21 protein-coding genes are annotated in these 17831 nt (G+C 60.7%); 10 read left to right on the forward strand and 11 right to left on the reverse strand.

The window, feature by feature from the left end:
- Positions 1-26: 26 nt before the first annotated feature.
- The gene (locus ACWHXD_RS31215) at positions 27-512 is read left to right on the forward strand and encodes an acyl-CoA thioesterase (protein WP_138762545.1); all 486 of its coding nucleotides are present in this window, start codon (positions 27-29) and stop codon (positions 510-512) included.
- Positions 513-635: 123 nt separating this feature from the next.
- Here ACWHXD_RS31215 and pdxY read toward each other — a convergent pair whose 3' ends face one another.
- Entirely contained in the window at positions 636-1508 is an 873-nt protein-coding gene (pdxY, locus tag ACWHXD_RS31220) for a pyridoxal kinase PdxY (protein ID WP_003195749.1), read from the reverse strand.
- Positions 1509-1625: 117 nt separating this feature from the next.
- Here pdxY and ACWHXD_RS31225 point away from each other — a divergent pair, with 117 nt between their 5' ends.
- Positions 1626-2021, forward strand: coding sequence for a DUF3301 domain-containing protein (locus ACWHXD_RS31225; protein WP_003195752.1), 396 nt, complete (start codon positions 1626-1628; stop codon positions 2019-2021).
- Here ACWHXD_RS31225 and ACWHXD_RS31230 read toward each other — a convergent pair.
- Genes ACWHXD_RS31230 through dksA form a run of 4 tightly spaced genes read right to left on the reverse strand, consistent with a single transcriptional unit; the run spans position 2015 to position 5303 of the window.
- On the reverse strand, positions 2015-2977 hold the full coding sequence (locus ACWHXD_RS31230; protein WP_098949997.1) for a CobW family GTP-binding protein: 963 nt from the start codon (positions 2975-2977) through the stop codon (positions 2015-2017). The two genes, ACWHXD_RS31225 and ACWHXD_RS31230, sit on opposite strands and share 7 nt — an antisense overlap.
- Positions 2978-3021: 44 nt before the next feature.
- Positions 3022-3666 carry a DUF1826 domain-containing protein gene (locus tag ACWHXD_RS31235; protein ID WP_138762544.1) on the reverse strand — a complete coding sequence of 215 codons (645 nt, stop codon included), beginning with the start codon at positions 3664-3666 and terminating at the stop codon, positions 3022-3024.
- Complete coding sequence (zigA, locus tag ACWHXD_RS31240) at positions 3666-4871, reverse strand: zinc metallochaperone GTPase ZigA (protein ID WP_032894420.1); 1206 nt, start codon at positions 4869-4871, stop codon at positions 3666-3668. The genes ACWHXD_RS31235 and zigA overlap by 1 nt, the downstream gene beginning before the upstream one ends.
- A 27-nt stretch (positions 4872-4898) precedes the next feature.
- Positions 4899-5303, reverse strand: a complete 405-nt coding sequence (gene dksA, locus ACWHXD_RS31245; RefSeq protein WP_032894419.1) for an RNA polymerase-binding protein DksA — start codon at positions 5301-5303, stop codon at positions 4899-4901.
- A gap of 126 nt (positions 5304-5429) precedes the next feature.
- On the opposite strand from dksA, the gene ACWHXD_RS31250 reads away from it, so the two are divergent.
- On the forward strand, positions 5430-5798 hold the full coding sequence (locus ACWHXD_RS31250; RefSeq protein WP_138762543.1) for a glutamine synthetase: 369 nt from the start codon (positions 5430-5432) through the stop codon (positions 5796-5798).
- Here the strand turns inward: ACWHXD_RS31250 and ACWHXD_RS31255 are convergent.
- A complete protein-coding gene (locus tag ACWHXD_RS31255; protein ID WP_138762542.1) occupies positions 5795-7006 on the reverse strand; it encodes an N-acetylmuramoyl-L-alanine amidase in 1212 nt (403 codons plus the stop codon). The genes ACWHXD_RS31250 and ACWHXD_RS31255 overlap by 4 nt on opposite strands.
- A 128-nt stretch (positions 7007-7134) precedes the next feature.
- Between ACWHXD_RS31255 and folE2 the strand changes: the two genes are divergently transcribed.
- The 6 genes from folE2 to ACWHXD_RS31285 are packed head-to-tail and all read left to right on the forward strand — an operon-like array spanning position 7135 to position 12345.
- A complete protein-coding gene (gene folE2, locus ACWHXD_RS31260; protein ID WP_138762541.1) occupies positions 7135-8025 on the forward strand; it encodes a GTP cyclohydrolase FolE2 in 891 nt (296 codons plus the stop codon).
- The gene (locus ACWHXD_RS31265; protein WP_098949992.1) at positions 8022-8690 is read left to right on the forward strand and encodes a metal ABC transporter ATP-binding protein; all 669 of its coding nucleotides are present in this window, start codon (positions 8022-8024) and stop codon (positions 8688-8690) included. Before folE2 ends, ACWHXD_RS31265 begins: the two co-directional genes overlap by 4 nt.
- Positions 8691-9557 (forward strand): metal ABC transporter permease, encoded by an 867-nt coding sequence (locus ACWHXD_RS31270; RefSeq protein ID WP_098949991.1) that lies wholly within the window; start codon positions 8691-8693, stop codon positions 9555-9557.
- 11 nt (positions 9558-9568) lie between these two features.
- On the forward strand, positions 9569-10447 hold the full coding sequence (locus ACWHXD_RS31275; protein WP_098949990.1) for a metal ABC transporter substrate-binding protein: 879 nt from the start codon (positions 9569-9571) through the stop codon (positions 10445-10447).
- Positions 10444-11004: a gamma carbonic anhydrase family protein gene (locus ACWHXD_RS31280; protein WP_005792581.1), complete on the forward strand. Its 561-nt coding sequence runs from the start codon at positions 10444-10446 to the stop codon at positions 11002-11004. Before ACWHXD_RS31275 ends, ACWHXD_RS31280 begins: the two co-directional genes overlap by 4 nt.
- 3 nt (positions 11005-11007) lie before the next feature.
- The gene (locus ACWHXD_RS31285; RefSeq protein WP_138762540.1) at positions 11008-12345 is read left to right on the forward strand and encodes a dihydroorotase; all 1338 of its coding nucleotides are present in this window, start codon (positions 11008-11010) and stop codon (positions 12343-12345) included.
- Here the strand turns inward: ACWHXD_RS31285 and ACWHXD_RS31290 are convergent.
- Positions 12342-12863 (reverse strand): DUF3617 domain-containing protein, encoded by a 522-nt coding sequence (locus tag ACWHXD_RS31290; RefSeq protein WP_003195781.1) that lies wholly within the window; start codon positions 12861-12863, stop codon positions 12342-12344. The genes ACWHXD_RS31285 and ACWHXD_RS31290 overlap by 4 nt on opposite strands.
- A gap of 130 nt (positions 12864-12993) precedes the next feature.
- Here ACWHXD_RS31290 and cls point away from each other — a divergent pair, with 130 nt between their 5' ends.
- On the forward strand, positions 12994-14433 hold the full coding sequence (gene cls / locus ACWHXD_RS31295; protein WP_098949987.1) for a cardiolipin synthase: 1440 nt from the start codon (positions 12994-12996) through the stop codon (positions 14431-14433).
- A gap of 134 nt (positions 14434-14567) precedes the next feature.
- Here the strand turns inward: cls and cfaB are convergent, their stop codons facing one another.
- The 4 genes from cfaB to bufA2 all read right to left on the reverse strand — a co-directional run bounded on the left by cfaB (position 14568) and on the right by bufA2 (position 17784).
- Positions 14568-15752, reverse strand: a complete 1185-nt coding sequence (gene cfaB, locus ACWHXD_RS31300) for a C17 cyclopropane fatty acid synthase CfaB (protein ID WP_138762539.1) — start codon at positions 15750-15752, stop codon at positions 14568-14570.
- An 88-nt stretch (positions 15753-15840) separates the two neighbouring features.
- Positions 15841-16629, reverse strand: a complete 789-nt coding sequence (locus ACWHXD_RS31305; protein WP_098949985.1) for an HvfC/BufC N-terminal domain-containing protein — start codon at positions 16627-16629, stop codon at positions 15841-15843.
- Positions 16620-17465 (reverse strand): MNIO family bufferin maturase, encoded by an 846-nt coding sequence (gene bufB, locus ACWHXD_RS31310; RefSeq protein ID WP_034134115.1) that lies wholly within the window; start codon positions 17463-17465, stop codon positions 16620-16622. Before bufB ends, ACWHXD_RS31305 begins: the two co-directional genes overlap by 10 nt.
- 67 nt (positions 17466-17532) lie before the next feature.
- Positions 17533-17784: a BufA2 family periplasmic bufferin-type metallophore gene (bufA2, locus tag ACWHXD_RS31315; protein WP_003195792.1), complete on the reverse strand. Its 252-nt coding sequence runs from the start codon at positions 17782-17784 to the stop codon at positions 17533-17535.
- Positions 17785-17831: the final 47 nt, after the last annotated feature.

A 17831-nucleotide genomic window follows, 5' to 3' on the forward strand; every position in this document is an offset into this window, starting at 1 on the left:
CAATGCCTACAACCCGTGAGTGTGCTATGGAACCCGGAAACGCCCAGCTGTCGATGACGGTACTGATGACCCCTGACATGGCCAACTTCTCTGGCAATGTGCACGGCGGCACGCTGCTCAAGTACCTCGACGAAGTGGCCTACGCCTGCGCCAGCCGTTATGCCGGTCGTTATGTGGTCACGCTGTCAGTAGACCAGGTGATCTTTCGCGAGCCGATCCATGTCGGTGAACTGGTGACCTTCCTGGCGTCAGTCAACTACACCGGCAATACGTCGATGGAAGTGGGCATCAAGGTGGTGACCGAGAACATCCGTGAACGCTCGGTGCGCCATACCAACAGCTGCTTCTTCACCATGGTGGCCGTGGACGACCAGCGCAAACCTGCCGTTGTACCGCCGTTGCAGCCGCAGAACAGCGAAGACAAGCGCCGCTTTGTGCAGGCCCAGCAGCGTCGGCAGATTCGCCAGGAACTGGAAAAGCGCTACCGGGAAATCAAAGCCGACGCGCCGTAATTTGTAAACCCAATCAAAATGTGGGAGCGGGCTTGCTCGCGAATGCGGTGCGCCAGTCAATACATGTGTGGCTGGTCCACCGCATTCGCGAGCAAGCCCGCTCCCACATTGGGTTCTGGGCGCTTACAGGCTGATCGGCGTGGCTTCGAAGCGCACACGCGGATGGGCAATACGGTCCTGGGCCCGCACCAGTTCCAGTTCATAACTGGCGCAGGCCTGGGTTTCCAGCAGCACTTCATGCACGGCCGCGGCGGTGAATTCAAAGGCAGCCACCAGGCTATCACCCAACAGCACCCGCGCCAGGAACAGCCCGGACGTCAGGTCGCCGACGCCCACTGGCTGACGCGGAAACGCCAGCAGGGGCCGACGTAAGTGCCAACTGCCATCAGCCGTCACCAACAGCATTTCAAAGCCTTCTGGCAGTTTGCCTGGGTAATCCAGGTGCTTGACCAGCACCGCTTTGGGCCCGCGCGCCAGCAAGGCCTTGGCCATCGCCAGGCAATCGAACAGCGATTGCGGCTTGCGCCCGGCAAAACTGTCCAGCTCCAGTTGGTTGGGGCACAGGAAATCCGCCATGGCGGCGGCTTCATCCAAGAGGAAATCGCTGACCTCCTGCGGCACGATGCAACCCTTTTCCGGGTGGCCCATCACCGGGTCGCACAGGTACAGCGCCTTGGGGTTGATCGCCTTGATGCGCGCCACACCGCTGAGGATGGCGCGGCCCTGGTCTGCACTGCCCAGGTATCCGGACAGCACCGCATCACAGTTGCCCAGCTCGCCGATCGCGGCAATGCCCTCCACCAATGCAGGAATTTGCTGCGGCGCCAACACTTCGCCCGCCCACTGTCCATACTGTGTGTGGTTGGAGAACTGCACCGTGTTGAGCGGCCAGACGTTCACCCCGACCCGCTGCATGGGGAACACGGCGGCGCTGTTTCCGGCGTGGCCGAAGACCACATGAGACTGGATCGCAAGCAGGTGAGGTGTACGTTTCATGCGGGAGATTTCCGTAAAACCGTTGAATTTCTGGCCGAGCAGTATGCGACTAAACGCAGCCTGTACGACAGACCGGCGACACAGTTAAGCTGCGCTCACTTTGTTGGAGTTCATGGAATGCTGACCCTGGGAAACATCTTCGTCTTGATGCTGCTGGCAACCGGCGCCGCCTGGGTTTGGCACAACCACGGCCTGCGTGAACGGGCGCTGGCGCGGGTCAAGCAGCATTGCGCCAAGCTTGATATCGAGCTGCTCGACGGTGCCGTGGCACTTAAACGCATCGGCTTCGTGAAGGATGCCAATGGCCGCCGACGCTTGGCGCGTATCTATAATTTCGAGTTCACCGTGACCGGCGAAACCCGGCACGCCGGGGTCATCACCCAATTTGGCGCCCACAGTGCGCAGATCGAACTGGCGCCCTACCCGTTCGAAACCAAGGAGCCGCTGCCCAGCGCCGAGATCATCGAATTGAGCCAGTGGCGCCAGGACCACGCCAGCAAGAAACATCAGTAACGGCAGGCTGCCAGGGCGCTCTGCATGGCGGCCACGTCCTGTGGTTTGCTGAAGATCAATTCAACACGTGAATCGCGCCGCCATGCGCTGAGTTGCCAGTGCAGTGGAGTGTTATCCACAGCGTTGGCGGACACCCAACCCTCAACGCCGTGGATAACCAATTTGGCACGGCGCCAGTCGAGACTCGATAGCCAGCGCTGCAAACGGCTGACATCGAATCGCTGGCTTGGGTGCCAACGCCAGCCAATGCTCCAGCCGCCCTCCTGGCTCTGGCTCAGACAAATCGGCAGCCCAGGGTCGCTCCAGATCGCCGGCATTTGCCCCACCGCATCAGGCACCGCAAAGTTATCCACAGCGCTTTGGGCCTGCGCTTTCAAACCGGGCAACAGGTTGAGTGGCAATTGCGCCTGGCGTGTCCAATGGAGCGGGCAATCGGGTAATTGCGCTTCAATCGTCTGACGTTGCGTAGCAGTCAGCGTCTCGTCCTTGTTCAGCACCAGCAGGCCGGCACTGGCCAACGCCTCCTGCTGTGCCTGGGGCAACGGCCTGCCCGCCGCCAACGCCTGGGCATCGAGTACCAGCACACAAGGCTGCACGGCCAGCACGTTTTGCCATGGCGCCTGCCGCAGTTGCTTGAGCAGTTGCGCCGGATGGCCCAGGCCTGAGGGCTCGATAAACAGCCGATCCGGCTTGGCCTTACGCAACAGGCGGCCCAACCCTACCTGGAAGGGTGCACCGTTCACACAGCACAAACAGCCGCCCGCCACCTCGCCCAAGGCGATACCGTCATCGTCTTGTGTGAGTAGGGCTGCGTCCAGGCCGATCTGGCCGAACTCGTTGATCAGCACCGCCCAGCGCTCGTTGGCCGGGCGCTGGGCAAGCAGGTGCTTGATCAAGCTGGTCTTGCCGGCGCCCAAGGGCCCAGCGATCACATGGGTAGGAATGTTCTGCAGCATAAGAGGCATGGTTCAGGCCGTTTAGAGCGTTTGATCCTACGCGGTTATGCCAGCCAATCCAGCGTCAGGATCAACCGTCGCTCATCGGCCTTGAGCGCCGGCGAGCGGTGGATCAAGCCATGCCCTTCGTTGCCGTGCCATTTGGTGCCTTTGAGCAGCGCCACTTCACCGCAGTGGATCTGCTCGATACGCTCAGTGGGCTCGGCATCCGCCTGGCTCAATGTGCGCCGGTCCATGACGCCTTCGCGCAACCATTGGCTGCCGATACCGGCGTAGGTGGTGATCAGCCGAACCGGCACGTGATCGACGTGAAAGCGCGGGCACATGGCTTTGTCCAACAGCCGTAAACGCACGCCGATGCGCTTGGCACCGAGCAGGCAAGCGAAGGCACTGACCAGCCACGACACATCGGCGACAAACCCGTCGTAACCTTCAAGATCACAACAACTGGAGGCCAAACCCTGCAAGTTCGGCACCGCGTCTTCGTTGCTCAACTCGATCACCAAGGATTCGGCCAGTGGCTCATCGAGCGCCACCAGCAAAGCGCCAAACTCGGCGATATGCAGGGGCAGTTGGCGCTGCCAGATCGCCAGGTTGACGCCATCATTGAGGATGTCGGACAGCGCCAGCGGCGTTTCTCCGAAGCTTTGGCGGATGACTGGGCGCAGGGGAATCACCGGGGCCAGCATCAGGCTACCTGCTCATACCAAGGGCCAAAGGGGTCGGGCATCTGGCGCCAACCTTCGACACCCAGGGCCATTTCTTCATCGTTGAGCAAGCAGGCGTCCAGCTCGGCACGCATCTGGGCAAAGTCGATGTTTTGCCCGATAAACACCAGCTCCTGACGGCAGTCGCCGGTGCTCAACTGCCAGTTAGCCATGATTGCCGCCACGCTTTCCTCGTCCTGCGGCCACTGGCTTTTCGGCACAAAGCGCCACCAACGCCCGGCAAACCCATGACGCATCAAGCCACCCGCCTGGGACCAACTGCCCGCATCCTGATGTTTGCTCGCCAACCAGAAGAAACCCTTGGAGCGCAACAGCTTGCCGTTGACCCAGGGGCGGTCGATAAAGTCGAAAAACCGCTGTGGATGGAAGGGCCGGCGCGCACGGTAAGCGGTGGACGCAATGCCGTATTCTTCGGTTTCCGGCACATGCTCACCGCGCAATTCCTGCAACCAGCCCGGTGCCTGGGCGGCGCGTTCGAAGTCGAAACGGCCAGTGTTGAGGATCTTGTTCAGCGGCACTTCGCCCATGACCATCGGGATGATTTCCGCCTGGGCGTTGAGGCGTTCGAGAATGGCCATCAGTTCTTCGCGCTCGCGGCTGCTGATCAGGTCGATCTTGCTGATGAGGATGACGTCGGCGAATTCGATCTGTTCGATCAACAGGTCGGTGATGGAGCGTTCATCCTCTTCACCGAGGGTTTCGCCCCGTGAAGCCAGGCTTTCGGCAGCCTGGTAGTCGAGCAGGAAATTCATACCGTCGACCACCGTGACCATGGTGTCCAGGCGTGCAATGTCGGCCAGGCTTTGCTCGTTTTCATCGCGAAAAGTGAAGGTTTCGGCCACGGGCAAAGGTTCGGAAATACCGGTGGATTCGATCAGCAGGTAATCGAAACGACCTTCCTTGGCGAGTTTTCCCACTTCTTCAAGCAAGTCTTCACGCAAGGTGCAGCAGATGCAGCCGTTGCTCATTTCCACCAGTTTTTCTTCCGAACGATTGAGCGTGACATCACGCTGCACCTCGCTGCCGTCGATGTTGATTTCGCTCATGTCGTTGACGATCACCGCCACCCGCAGGTTGTCGCGGTTGCGTAGGACATAGTTGAGCAGCGTACTTTTACCGGCGCCGAGAAAGCCGGACAACACGGTCACAGGGAGACGATTGGGCATCAGGTATTCCTCATCAAGGTTGGCCGGTCAAACTGCCCGTTTATGGCGTTCGCGCAGCTCTTCACGTTCTTTGGCTTCGATACACAAGGTGGCGGTGGGACGCAGCAGCAGGCGTGGCAGGCCGATGGGTTCGCCAGTTTCACGGCACCAGCCGTATTCGCCACGGGCCAGCAGCTCCAGGGCGTCGTCGATCTTGTCCAGCAGCTTCTTTTCGCGCTCCAGCAGGCGCAATTGCCACTGGCGTTGTTCTTCGGCACTGCCGATGTCCGCCAGGTCGCTGTTGGTTTCCTGCTCGCGCAGTGCCTGGAACTGCGCGTCGATACGGGCTTGCAGGTCATCGCGCTGAGCCAGCAACAGCTCGCGGAAGAAGCGCTGCTGGGCCTCATTCATGTAGTCGGCCGCTGGTTGGGCCAACAAATCTTGTTCGGTCATGGGAAACGGTTCGCGGGTCGGGCTGTGCTTTTATGTTATAGTATAACAATACGAATAAGCCAATCCCTCTTGCTCGCCGCGACGAAGGGCGCAATGCTGGGTCACCTTCTTATGCTGAGAAACCCGATGAGATATCTGCTGTGCGCCCTGCTATTGGCGGCGGCCGAGCCTGCCTGCGCCCAGGCACCCAGCCTGTTGGCCAAGTGCACACGCAGCGCCACCCTGCTGGCCTGTGTAGACCCGTTGGGCAATGCCTATAGCGTGGCAACCGTCGGCAGCACTACGTATCTGCGCGGTTTCGAAGTGATCGGCAAACGCTATTGGGCGCAGACCAACAGCCGGTATGGGCAACTGACGTTTTTTACCGGGTTGGCATCGGATGGCGAGGCGTGGGTCGGCTACACGCGGCGCGTGGGCTGGACCACTATCAACCGGTTTTCCAGCTCAGGAGGCGCCAGCGCCAAGTTCACCTGCAGCCGAATGACCGGCTGTTAGGCCTGGCTGTTTTTCTGCGCCTGCACCCAGGCCATGTAGCTGTTCATGGGTGGGTTCTTCTGGAAGTAACGTTTCAGACCTTCGAAAAGGCCATCCGCCACCGCCTGTTGATGGCGCGCCGTCACCAGCCGCTGGGCGTCGCGAGCGTTGGAGATGAAGCCCGTCTCCACCAAAATCGAGGGTACGTCCGGTGACTTGAGCACGGCGAACCCGGCCTGCTCCACACGTTTCTGATGCAAGCTGGTGATGTTTTGCAGGCTGCCCAATACCGAGTTGCCCAGTTGCAGGCTGGAGGCGATGGTCGCGTTCATCGACATGTCGAGAATCACCCCGGCCAACATCGGGTCCTTGTCCTTCAGATTGAGCAAGGTGGTAGCGCCCAGCAAGTCGGCGCCATTTTCGCGCTGGGCCATGAAACGCGCCGTGGCCGAGGTGGCGCCGCCTTCAGACAACGCATACACCGAGGCGCCCGACGCGGTCAGCCGTGGCGCGGCGTCGGCATGCACCGAGATAAACATATCGGCCTTGTGCTGACGGGCGATATCCACGCGCTTGCGCAGCGGCACGAAGAAGTCGTCGTTGCGCACCAGTTTTACGTCAAAACCCTTTTCGCGTTTCAGGCGTTTAGCCAGCAACTGGGCGATCGACAGCACCACATCTTTTTCGCGCTGGCCCTTGGAGCCGATGGCGCCGGGGTCTTTGCCGCCATGGCCGGGGTCGACCACCACGATGATGTCGCGCTTGGGATGCGCCTTGTCTACCGGCGCCACCAAGGGTGCCGGCTCAGCGGCGATTTGCCTGGGCGCACGGGTCGCGTTGGTCAAGTCCAGCACCAGGCGATGGCCTTGGCCATCCTGGGGCGGCAGCACGAAACTGTTGAGCTGCATGGGCTCGACCAGGTCCAGCACGATGCGCGTATCGCTCTTGCCGAAATGCCCGGAACGGATCGAGGTAATCCCACTGTTCTTCAGCGCCAATTGGGAAAAGTCGCCGCTGAGCCCGGCGCCACTCAAGTCGATGATCAATCGGTCTGGTGAGGTCAGGGAAAAGGTCTTGTATTGCACCGGGCCGCTGAGGTCGAACACCAGGCGCAGCTTATCGTCCGAGCGCCACAGGCGTGCATTGCGAATCTGCGTGGCGTAAGCCCCCAAAGGCAAGGTGAACAGGGGGCTGACCAGCAGCAGGTTGAGGAGCTGACGTCTGTGCATGACATATACCGCAGATAAAGGAGCGTCCCTACTCGATATGACTGAACAAAGGCTGGAGCAGAAAATTCATCGCAGCTCGTATTGTTATACTATAACATGTCGAATTATTTCCAACGATGGACCTGCTTATGAATGCGCTGACTCTGCCGGACATTGCCGCGCAGGCTTCACGCCAAGCCTTGCCACTCGACTGGGTGGGGATGTGCGGCATCGCCTTGCCGATCCTGATTGACGGTCAACACCTGGCCGCCACCGCTGACGCGGGCGTAAGCCTGGACGACGGCACGGCCCGTGGCATTCATATGTCACGCCTGTATCTGGCCCTGGAAATGCTTGATCAACAGCCGCTGACACCTGCACTGCTGCGTAATGTACTGCAGCGTTTTCTCGACACACATGAAGGTTTATCTAAGAACGCTTACCTGCGCATCCATACCCAGTTGCTGCTTAAACGCCCTGCACTGGTCAGCCCATTAGCTGGCTGGAAGACCTACCCGGTGAGCATCGAAGCACGTCTAGAAAACCAGATGTTCCACGTGGAACTAAAAATTGACGTTACTTACTCCTCAACCTGCCCTTGCTCCGCCGCCCTCGCCAGACAGTTGATTCAGCAGCAATTTGTCGATGATTTCGCCAACACACCGTTACAGCACGAAGCGGTGCTGGCCTGGCTCGGCAGCGCTAACGGCATCGTCGCCACACCCCATAGCCAACGCAGCAGCGCGCAGTTGCACGTTCATCTGCAAGGTACTGACCTGCCGATAGTCGACTTGATCAACGCTGCCGAAGCCGCGCTCGGCACCGCCGTACAAACCGCGGTGAAACGCGCAGACGAACAAGCCTTCGCCTTGGCCAACGGGCAGAACCTGATGTTCTGCGAAGACGCCGCTCGCCGCCTGAACCTCGCCTTGAAACGCTCGGATGCCATCAACGCCTTCCACCTCAAAGTGATCCACGCCGAAAGCCTGCACGCGCACGATGCCGTGGCTGAAAGCCGCTGGACGAGAGCTTCTGCATGATCACCTGCAACGTGTTGCGCTGGGGTGCCCCTGGGCAACCGCTCACCCCGGCATTGGATTTGACCCTGAAAAAAGGCAGCCTCACCGGCATCATCGGCGCCAACGGCACGGGCAAGAGCAGCCTGCTCAAAGTCATCGCCGGCCTGCAAAAGCCTTTGACGGGAAAGGTCATCGTGGATGTTCCACGCCGTGGCGGCCTGGCCTTCCTGCCCCAGCAGCAACACTTGGACCGCCAGTTTCCTATCAGCCTGCAAGAACTGGTGGCTGCAGGTTTTTGGGGCACCCAACACACCGCTCAACAACGCAGCCAACGCCTGCAAGCGGTACTGGAAGACTGGTGTCTGATTGGCCTGGAACACCGCCCCTTGATGGCACTGTCCGGCGGCGAATTGCAGCGCGCCCTGCTGGCACGCATGAGCCTGGCCGATGCACCTGTCCTGCTGCTCGATGAACCTCATGCAGCCCTCGACGAGGATGGCCAGGCGCTGTGCTGGAAACACATCCATGCCTGGCACAGCGAAGGCCGCACCCTGGTGATCGTCTGCCATGACCTGGCCTCCGTGCGCCACCACACCCAGCACGTACTGCAGATCAAAAACACCGGCTGCGTATTCGGCCCCAGCAAAGAGCTGATCCGCCCGCAACCGCAGATGCAGGTGGCCTGAATGCACTTCACTGCGCACTTGTGGCTGCCGTTTCATGAATTTGTTTTTATGCGCCGCGCACTCATCGGCGGTTTGGTACTGGCCTGCAGCACGGCGCCGCTGGGGGTGTTTCTGATCCTGCGGCGCATGAGCCTGATCGGTGATGCGGTAGCCCACGGCATCCTGCCCGGCGCCGCCCTGGGCTTCTGGTTCGCCGGGCTAAGCCTGCCCGCGCTGACCCTCGGCGGCCTGGGTGCGGGCCTGAGCATGGCCGGCCTGGCCGCGTGGATCACCCGCCGCACCGGGCTGCGTGAAGACGCCAGCCTCGCGGCCATCTACCCCATCTCTCTTGCCGCCGGCGTACTGATCCTGGGCCTTGCCGGCAAGCGCCTGGACCTGCTGCACCTGCTGTTCGGCTCCGCCCTGGCCGTGGATCACACCACCCTGACCGGCATGCTCTGGGTCTCGGGTTTCAGCCTGATCGCCATGGCGCTGATCTACAAACCGCTACTGCTGGACACCCTCGACCCGCTGTTCCTGCAAACGGTCAGCCGCCTCGGCCCCCTCGCCCATGGCGTGTTCCTGACCCTGGTGGTGCTGAACCTGGTGATTGGCTTCCAGGCCATCGGCGCGCTGATGGTGGTCGGCTTGATGATGTTGCCGGCCATCGCCTCACGCTTCTGGAGCCGACGCTTGCCGGTGTTGATCGCAGTATCGGCGCTGCTGGGCTGCCTGTCGGTGTGGTTGGGTTTGCTGCTGTCGTTCTACTACTCACTGCCCAGCGGCCCGGCCATCGTGCTGGTGGCGGGCGCTGGGTATTTGTTGTCCGTGGTATTCGGTCCGGTGCACGGTTTGTTGCGCCGCCCGCCTTTGCTCACATCCCAATGAGGTGTTTTCCCATGCGCGCTCTACTCGTGCTGTTCAGTCTGCTGCTGCCGCTGTCGATGGCTCACGCGGCAGACAAACTCCAAGTGGTCACCAGCTTCAGTATTCTCGATGACATCACCCACCAGATCGGTGGCGAGCATATCCAGATCAGTAACATGGTCGGCCCGGACGCCGATGCCCATACCTATGAACCCACGCCGGATGACGCCAAGGCACTGCTCAAGGCCAAGGTCATCATCAAGAACGGCCTGGGTTTCGAGCCGTGGCTGGACCGCCTGGTCACCAGCACCGAAACCAAAGCAACGGTGGTCACCGCCAGCAAAGGCGTGATTTCCCACACCATGGACGAGGATGGCGAAACCATTCCCGACCCGCACGCCTGGCACAACCTGGCCAATGCCGAGATCTATGTGAGCAACATCACCAAGGCCCTGGTGGCCGCCGACCCGGCCAACAAGACCGCCTACCTGCGCAACAGCCAGGCCTACCTCAAGCAAATCCATAGCCTGCTGGACGAGGCCAAGGCCAAGTTCGGCGCACTGCCACCGGGTAACCGCCGCATCGTCACCTCCCATGACGCTTTCGGTTACCTGGGCCAGGCCTATGGCATCCAGTTCCTCGCGCCCCAGGGCTTGTCCACCGAACGTGACCCTTCGGCCGCTGAAGTTGCCGCGCTGATCACCCAGATTCGCAAGGACAAGGTCAAAGCCGTGTTCATGGAAAACATCAAGGACTCGCGCCTGCTCAAGCAGATCGCTGACGAAAGCGGCGCACAGATCGGCGGCACGCTGTATTCCGACGCTCTCGCCACAGAAGGCCCGGCCAGCACCTTTATCGGGCTGTTCGAATACAACCTCAACACTCTGTGCGCCGCACTGAGCCAGCCATGATCCGCAAAAATCCTTCCGGCGACCTGCCGGTGATTGCAGAGTCGGCCTACGTCGACAAGACCGCGATCATCTGCGGCAAAGTCATCATCGGCGAGAACGTGTTCGTGGGCCCCTACGCCGTGATCCGCGCCGACGAAGTCGATGCCAGCGGCGCCATGGACCCGATCACCATCGGCGCCAACTCCAACATCCAGGATGGCGTGGTCATCCACTCCAAATCCGGCGCAGCGGTGACCATCGGCGAATTCACCTCCATCGCGCACCGCTCCATCGTCCACGGCCCCTGCACGGTGGGCGACCGTGTGTTTATTGGCTTCAACAGCGTGCTGTTCAACTGCGCCGTGGGCGATGGATGCGTGGTGCGCCACAACTCGGTGGTCGACGGCCGCGATTTGCCCGCTGCTTTCTACGTGCCCTCTACGACGCGTATCGGCCCCAACACCGACTTGTCGCAGTTCCCGCCGGTGAGTGTCAGCGCCTCGGAGTTTTCCGAAGACGTGGCACGCACCAACGTCGACCTGGTACGCGGCTACAAAGCCCTGCAAAACGAGTTCTGAACCATGAGCCGCCTGCTGATCCGCAACGCCCGCCTGGTCAACGAAGGCCAGGTATTCGACGCCGACTTACTGATCGCCAATGGCCGTATCGAGAAGATTGCCACCAGCATTCAAGGCGATAACGAACCGGTGGAAATCGATGCCAACGGCCAGTGGCTACTGCCAGGGATGATCGACGACCAAGTGCATTTTCGCGAACCCGGCGCGCCGGAAAAAGGCAGCTTCTACAGCGAATCCCGCGCGGCGGTGGCCGGTGGCATCACCAGCTTCATGGACATGCCCAACACTCACCCGGCCACTCTGAGCCTGGAAGCCCTGGCCGATAAAAAGCGCCGTGCCGCACTGCACTCAGTGGCCAACTACGGCTTTCACTTTGGCGTGAGCAACGACAACCTCGACACCGTCGCGGTCCTTGCCCCCCGTGAAGTGGCTGGGGTCAAGGTGTTCATGGGTGCCTCCACCGGCAATATGCTGGTGGACGATCCACGCATTCTGGAGCGCCTGTTTGCCGAGGTGCCAACCATCCTGCTCGCTCACTGCGAACACACGCCCAGCATCCTGGCCAACGAGCAGCGCCTGCGCGAACGCTTCGGCGAGCATATTCCCGCCGTCGCCCACCCGCTGATCCGCGATGCCGAGGCCTGTTATCGCTCGTCATCGTTAGCCGTGGAATTGGCCAAACGTCATGGCACGCGCCTGCATGTGTTGCACCTGACCAGCGCGCGCGAACTCGCGCTGTTCGAAGACAAGCCCCTGGCCGACAAGCACATCACTGCCGAAGTCTGCGTGCACCACCTGCTGTTCGATGACCGCGATTACCACCGCCTTGGCCATCAGATCAAATGCAACCCGGCGATCAAGACCCGCGCCGACCGCGACGCGCTGCGCCTGGCATTGTTGAGTGACCGTCTGGATGTGATTGGCACCGACCATGCGCCACATACCTGGGCGCAAAAACAGTTGGCCTATCGGCAAGCACCCTCAGGCTTGCCCCTGGTGCAGCATGCCCTGCCGGCGTTACTGGAGTTGGTGGCCGACGGGCATTTGCCCCTCACCACATTGGTCGCCAAGACCAGCCACCGCGTGGCCGACCTGTTCGCCATTGCTGATCGCGGCTACGTGCGTGAAGGCTATTGGGCCGACCTGGTACTGATCAAACCGGAGCCTGCCGGCAAGCCGGTCAGCAGCCAACCCATCCTCGCCCGCTGCGGCTGGACACCCTTTGCAGAGCGCAGCTTTCGCCACAGCGTGAGTACCACGTTGGTCAGCGGCCACCTGGCCTGGCACAACGGCCAGGTGGTCAACAGTTGCCAGGGCTTGCCCCTGCAGTTTGGGCGTTAAGCGCGGGGTTTAACGGTACCGCAATCGTTACCCAGCCACTGGGCGTGGCTGTCCAGGCTACCCTTCTGCTGGATACCGGTGGCATTGAAGGTACCGTTGACGCTGGTGGTGAATTCTTTCTGGCTCTGGAACGTTGCCACACCAGTGCCCTGGGCTTTCGGGCAACTGAAGCGGAATTTCCACTGGTTGCCGCTCTTGTCGGTGACTTCCTGTTTGCAGCCCGATTGGGGGTCGGTCAGCGGGATCGAATCGGAGGCCACCTGAGCCGGGGTCAGGCACACCTGCACGCCCTTACCGGCCATGTTGATGCCTTGCTTTTCGAGCATGGCGCGCTGTTCAGGGGTCATCTGTTGCTTGAGTTGACCGAGGATCAGCGACAAGTCCGGCAGGTCCTGGTTATCGACTTTCATATTGCTGGTGGTCAATTCCCACAAGCCCGGCGCCAGCATCTGCGCCTGCGCCGCCACAGGCAGCGACAAACCAACAACCATGGCCAAACCAAGCAGACGAGCATTCATCGGGTAACTCCTGGGTAATTGTGGGCGTTAGACGTCGCAAAGCAGCCAGTGTTGCATGGCAAATAAAATAGCGACATTCACAGCCGTTCATGGTCTGTTACGCACTGGACTGCCTGGAGTTACGTCATTCATGGATTTCTTTGGCCCGCACCTGCTCGCCTACGTCATTGCCACGCTGCACTTTCTGGGAACGCTCGCCGCGATCCACGCGGTACTGACCGTGCGCACCGCACAAGGCTCGATCGCCTGGGCGCTGTCACTGATGTTCATGCCCTACCTGACGTTGATCCCCTACCTGATTTTTGGCCGCAGCACCTTCGACGCGTACATCCAGGCCCGTCGCCAGGCTAACCAGGAAATGCACACGGCCATCACCGAGTTGAACTGGCGCCCGTGGGTGGAGGAAGCGCTCGCAGCGCGCAATTCCAGCGCCTATGCCTCCTTGCGCGCCATGCCCAAGCTGGGCCGTATGCCGTGCCTGGCCAACAATGAAGTGCGCCTGTTGATCAATGGCGATGCCACCTTCGGCGCGATCTTCGAGGCTATCCGTCACGCAAAGACCGCCGTGCTGTTCCAGTTTTTCATCATTCACGATGACGAGCTGGGCCGCCAGTTGCAGGCCCTGTTGAAGGAAAAAGCCGCCCAAGGCGTGGCCATTTACGTGCTGTACGACCGCATCGGCAGCCACGCCCTGCCCCATCGTTACGTGCAGGCTCTGCGTGACGTTGGCGTGCAGGTCAAGGCGTTCGCCACCCGCAGTGGCTGGCTCAATCGTTTCCAGGTCAACTTCCGTAACCATCGCAAGATCGTAGTGGTAGACGGCATCACCGGGTTTGTCGGTGGGCACAACGTAGGCGATGAATACCTGGGTAAAAAACCGCCGCTGGCGCCATGGCGCGATACCCATGTGCAAGTCACCGGCCCAGTGGTGGCGTGCCTGCAGGAGTCGTTTGCCGAGGACTGGTTCTGGGCGGCACGGGAACTGCCGCCGCTGATCCTGCCGGATGCCTACCCCGAGGACGGCGTGCTCTGCCAGTTACTCGCCAGCGGCCCGGCGGACCCTTATGAAACCTGCTCGCTGTTTTTCGTCGAGGCCATCCATGCCGCGACCGAGCGCGTGTGGATCACCAGCCCGTACTTCATCCCCGACGAGGCAGTATTTGCCGCCCTGCGCCTGGCGGTGTTACGCGGGGTCGATGTGCGCCTGCTGCTGCCGTCACGGCCCGACCATCGCATCGTGTATGCCGCATCCAGCCTGTACGCCAACGAAGCGGTGCGAGCGGGCGTGCGGGTGTTTCGCTACACCCCGGGCTTTTTGCATCAGAAGGTGGTGTTGGTGGACAGCGAAATCAGCGCCATTGGCAGCGCCAACATGGACAACCGTTCGTTCCGGCTGAATTTTGAAGTGATGCTGCTGACGGTGGATGAAGCCTTCGCCAGCCAGGTTGAACAGATGCTGCTGGACGACTTTGCCCTGGCCCATGAAGTCAGCCAGGAAGAAAGCCGCGAGACCCGTCGCCTGCAGCAACTGGGCATGCGCGTGGCGCGCCTGATCTCACCCATCCTCTAACCGCCAACACAAAACCAATAATGTAGGAGCGAGCTTGCTCGCGAAAAACTCCCAGGCGCCGCGTTCATTCAGCAAGCACGCGTTATCGTTGACTTTTTTCGCGAGCAAGCTCGCTCCTACGGTTTTGAACGAGCTCAGCGGTAGAGGTCTTCCCGCGTCCACGGCAGTTCATGCCCGCCATCGGCATGGGGTTTGACTGCCAGTATCTGGTGCAGGTTGATCCAGCCTCGGGCAAACGCGTAAGCGCAACCGGCCAGGTACAGCCGCCAGATGCGTAGCGCCTGTTCCGGTACCATCTTCGCCGCTGCTTCCAGGTTGTCTTCCAGACGTTCGCTCCAATGGTCCAATGTGCGGGCGTAATGCATACGCAGGCTTTCGACATCGACCACTTCCAATCCTGCTTCACTGATCTGGGCGGTCATCATGGCCAGGTGCGGCAGTTCACCGTTGGGGAATACGTAGCGCTCGATAAACTCACCGGCGCCACGGCCCACAGGGCGGCCATCGGTGTGCTTGGCGGTAATGCCATGGTTCATCACCAGGCCACCTTCACGCACCGCGCCGAACAAGGTCTGGCAGTATTGCGCCAGGTTGGCGTGGCCGACGTGTTCGAACATGCCCACGCTCACCACTTTGTCGAAACGGCCGTCCTGGGGCAGGTCGCGGTAGTCGAGTAATTGCAGGTCGACCTGGTCTTCCAGCCCTTCGGCGTTCACCCGCTCCTTGGCCAGCGCCAGTTGTTCTTTGCTCAAGGTGATGCCGAACACCTTGACCCCGAACTCCCGCGCGGCATAGCGCGCCAGCCCGCCCCAGCCACAGCCCACATCCAGCAGATACTCACCCGGCTGCAGCCGCAACTTGCGGCACAGGTGGCGGAATTTGTCTTGTTGGGCCTGGTCGATCGACTCGCTGCCGGTTTCGAAATAACCGCAGGAATACGCCATGTCCTGGTCCAGCCATAGCTGGTAGAACTCGTTGGACAGGTCGTAATGGTAGGAAATGGAAGCGGCGTCGGTGGCCTTGTCGTGAATCGAGCGCACCGGACGACTCTCCTCGTCGTCATCGACCAAAGCGTGACTCAACTCGTCACATACCCTGATCACTTCGGTGATGGAGCCTTCCAGCTCCAGTTTTCCCTCAACGAAGGCTTCGCCCAGCGAGTCGAGCGTTGGATGGGTCAGCCTGGATACAACCGTGGGGTCCTTGACCACGATGGTGACGCTGGGCTCAGGGCCCAAGTTGAATTCATGGCCGTCCCAGAGTCGAAGACGCAGCGGTAGCTGAAGATTCTGTAAGGCCGGTGGAAGTTGCGCGAGCATGAGTAATCCCCCCTTGTTTCAGACGTCTGCTGTGAGGGTAGACCATGCCAAACAAAGTAGGAAGCTATCGAATCAATAGCCCCCCCTTCTATGGCGCTCGGCGCTCGAGCAAACCCTCCTGGACCCACTGTTTCAGCCAAGTGGCCGCTTGCAGCGACGCCCCCTCTGAATAAGTGACCGCCAGCTCAGTACACAGTTCTGAAAAATTCCACCCGAGGGTCACCATGCCCGACAGCGCACAGGCTTCAGCGGCTTCCAGGCTGCGGTAGTGGCAGCGGTTCTGGTTGCGCCACACCAGGCAGATTTGCGCCGGGTCCAGCGCCTGGCTGCCAGGGAAGTCTGATTCATCCTTACTGGCTCGCCAGATTGCCACTGTGTTGAAACGGCAAAGCAGCTGCTGTACCGAAGGCGCCAGCGCAACCTGCAAGGTGGGCCAATCTTCAGGCGCCAGGTGCGCCATGTCATTCAAGGTCAGCGGCTCCCCTTCGGGTGCGTCAAACGCCAAGGTGAACGCCCACTCCAGGCGTGCCAACTCAGCCAAAGGCGCACTTTGCGCAGCCATCAGATGCTCCACGATAAACATCGCAAAGCGCTCGCCCAACCAGCGCACGCTGTAATGGGCCGAGGGATAACGGCGGATGTAGGCCTCGGTCAGTGAGCAAAACGCCTCATCTCCCAGCCAATACCAGATGGCACCGAAGTCATGGCGGAGCACCTCCTGCAGGCGTGACAGGTAAGCGTTGTGGTAAATCGCAAGGCCAGTGTCCACATCCAACGTCGGCCCTCCCAGCAAGGTGGCGGCAAAGCCACTGTTGGCCGCGGGGGCTTCGGATAATAGATGCTGTTCAAACGCCAACTGCCAGTCGATCAGGCGCATAACGCTCTCCGGGCCAAGGCGCTGGCACCCAATTCACGGGCTTTGTTCAACTCGGTGAGCAACTCTTCGAAGGGCGGAAAATGGTCATCGCGTTCCAGCAACGTCGACACCGGGCCCAAATGCTCCAGAGTTTGCTGATACAGCGCCCACACCGGGTCGCACACGGGATGGTCATGGGTATCGACCACATAGTCGCCATAGTCCATATGCCCCGCCAAATGCAGCTGGCGAATGCTTTCGGGTGGCAGGTTGCGAATGAAGGTCCAGGCATCAAAACCATGGTTACGTGCGCTGACGTAGACGTTGTTGACGTCCAGCAGCAACTGGCAGCCGCTCAGGTGCGCCAAGGCGTTGAGGAACTCCCACTCGGTGAATTCATCCGCCTTGGAACGCACATAGCTGGAGACGTTTTCCAGCACCAGCGGGCGCTGCAGCACGTCCTGCACCTGACGCACGCGGCCGGCCACGTGGTAGAGGCTTTCTTCGGTGTAAGGCAGGGGCAGCAAATCGTGTAGCTGATGCGCACTACCGCGGCTCCAGCACAGGTGATCGGAAATCCACGCCGGCTGAATGCGCTCTGCGAGCTGTTTGATGTGGTTCAGGTAATCGGTATCGAGGGCATGCGGCCCGCCGATGGACAACGACACACCGTGCATCACCAAGGGGTAACGCTCGGCTATCGCATCCAGGTAGTACAAGGCCTTGCCGCCCTGTACCAAGTAATTTTCGGAGATCACTTCGAACCAATCCACGGCCGGCGACTGTTCAAGGATCTGGTGGTAGTACTCACTGCGCAAACCCAGGCCGTAACCCAGACTTGGAAGGGACGCGGACATGACTCACTCCTGGGCAAAGTGTCCGCAGCGGTGGCAGGCAGCCGCCGCGGTTGCACTCGTGTGCCGGTTACTCGCCGACTTTACCGCCAGCGGCGTCGCAGGCCGACTTGGTCATGGCCTTGAAGCCCATCCCTTTGCACTCGCCCTGGCCCTTGCACGCGTGGTCCTTGGTTTTGCAGTCGTTCATGCCTTTGCAGGAGGTCACACCGTAGCAGTGCACGGTGGCGTCTGCGGCTTGTACCTGGGTGGCCACACCCGCGAACAGAGAAGCAGCGGCCATTGCGAGGGCGGCACCAGCAGCAGCGGATTTAATGCTCATTGTTGTATTCCTCATGATCAGTAGTGGAGCCGGTCTGAACGGATTGT

The sequence above is a fragment of the Pseudomonas fjordensis genome (genome assembly GCF_976987115.1).

Excerpts from the sequence above, each read along its gene's own strand:
- ACWHXD_RS31255 (WP_138762542.1), bottom strand. The coding sequence starts at position 7,006 with ATGCACAGACGTCAGCTCCTCAACCTGCTGCTGGTCAGCCCCCTGTTC.
- ACWHXD_RS31280 (WP_005792581.1), top strand. The coding sequence starts at position 10,444 with ATGATCCGCAAAAATCCTTCCGGCGACCTGCCGGTGATTGCAGAGTCG.
- ACWHXD_RS31275 (WP_098949990.1), top strand. The coding sequence starts at position 9,569 with ATGCGCGCTCTACTCGTGCTGTTCAGTCTGCTGCTGCCGCTGTCGATG.
- ACWHXD_RS31235 (WP_138762544.1), bottom strand. The coding sequence starts at position 3,666 with ATGCTGGCCCCGGTGATTCCCCTGCGCCCAGTCATCCGCCAAAGCTTC.
- ACWHXD_RS31230 (WP_098949997.1), bottom strand. The coding sequence starts at position 2,977 with ATGCTGCAGAACATTCCTACCCATGTGATCGCTGGGCCCTTGGGCGCC.
- cls (WP_098949987.1), top strand. The coding sequence starts at position 12,994 with ATGGATTTCTTTGGCCCGCACCTGCTCGCCTACGTCATTGCCACGCTG.
- ACWHXD_RS31270 (WP_098949991.1), top strand. The coding sequence starts at position 8,691 with ATGCACTTCACTGCGCACTTGTGGCTGCCGTTTCATGAATTTGTTTTT.
- ACWHXD_RS31215 (WP_138762545.1), top strand. The coding sequence starts at position 27 with ATGGAACCCGGAAACGCCCAGCTGTCGATGACGGTACTGATGACCCCT.
- ACWHXD_RS31225 (WP_003195752.1), top strand. The coding sequence starts at position 1,626 with ATGCTGACCCTGGGAAACATCTTCGTCTTGATGCTGCTGGCAACCGGC.
- ACWHXD_RS31250 (WP_138762543.1), top strand. The coding sequence starts at position 5,430 with ATGAGATATCTGCTGTGCGCCCTGCTATTGGCGGCGGCCGAGCCTGCC.
- bufA2 (WP_003195792.1), bottom strand. The coding sequence starts at position 17,784 with ATGAGCATTAAATCCGCTGCTGCTGGTGCCGCCCTCGCAATGGCCGCT.
- pdxY (WP_003195749.1), bottom strand. The coding sequence starts at position 1,508 with ATGAAACGTACACCTCACCTGCTTGCGATCCAGTCTCATGTGGTCTTC.
- cfaB (WP_138762539.1), bottom strand. The coding sequence starts at position 15,752 with ATGCTCGCGCAACTTCCACCGGCCTTACAGAATCTTCAGCTACCGCTG.
- folE2 (WP_138762541.1), top strand. The coding sequence starts at position 7,135 with ATGAATGCGCTGACTCTGCCGGACATTGCCGCGCAGGCTTCACGCCAA.
- ACWHXD_RS31305 (WP_098949985.1), bottom strand. The coding sequence starts at position 16,629 with ATGCGCCTGATCGACTGGCAGTTGGCGTTTGAACAGCATCTATTATCC.
- ACWHXD_RS31285 (WP_138762540.1), top strand. The coding sequence starts at position 11,008 with ATGAGCCGCCTGCTGATCCGCAACGCCCGCCTGGTCAACGAAGGCCAG.
- ACWHXD_RS31265 (WP_098949992.1), top strand. The coding sequence starts at position 8,022 with ATGATCACCTGCAACGTGTTGCGCTGGGGTGCCCCTGGGCAACCGCTC.
- dksA (WP_032894419.1), bottom strand. The coding sequence starts at position 5,303 with ATGACCGAACAAGATTTGTTGGCCCAACCAGCGGCCGACTACATGAAT.
- bufB (WP_034134115.1), bottom strand. The coding sequence starts at position 17,465 with ATGTCCGCGTCCCTTCCAAGTCTGGGTTACGGCCTGGGTTTGCGCAGT.
- zigA (WP_032894420.1), bottom strand. The coding sequence starts at position 4,871 with ATGCCCAATCGTCTCCCTGTGACCGTGTTGTCCGGCTTTCTCGGCGCC.
- ACWHXD_RS31290 (WP_003195781.1), bottom strand. The coding sequence starts at position 12,863 with ATGAATGCTCGTCTGCTTGGTTTGGCCATGGTTGTTGGTTTGTCGCTG.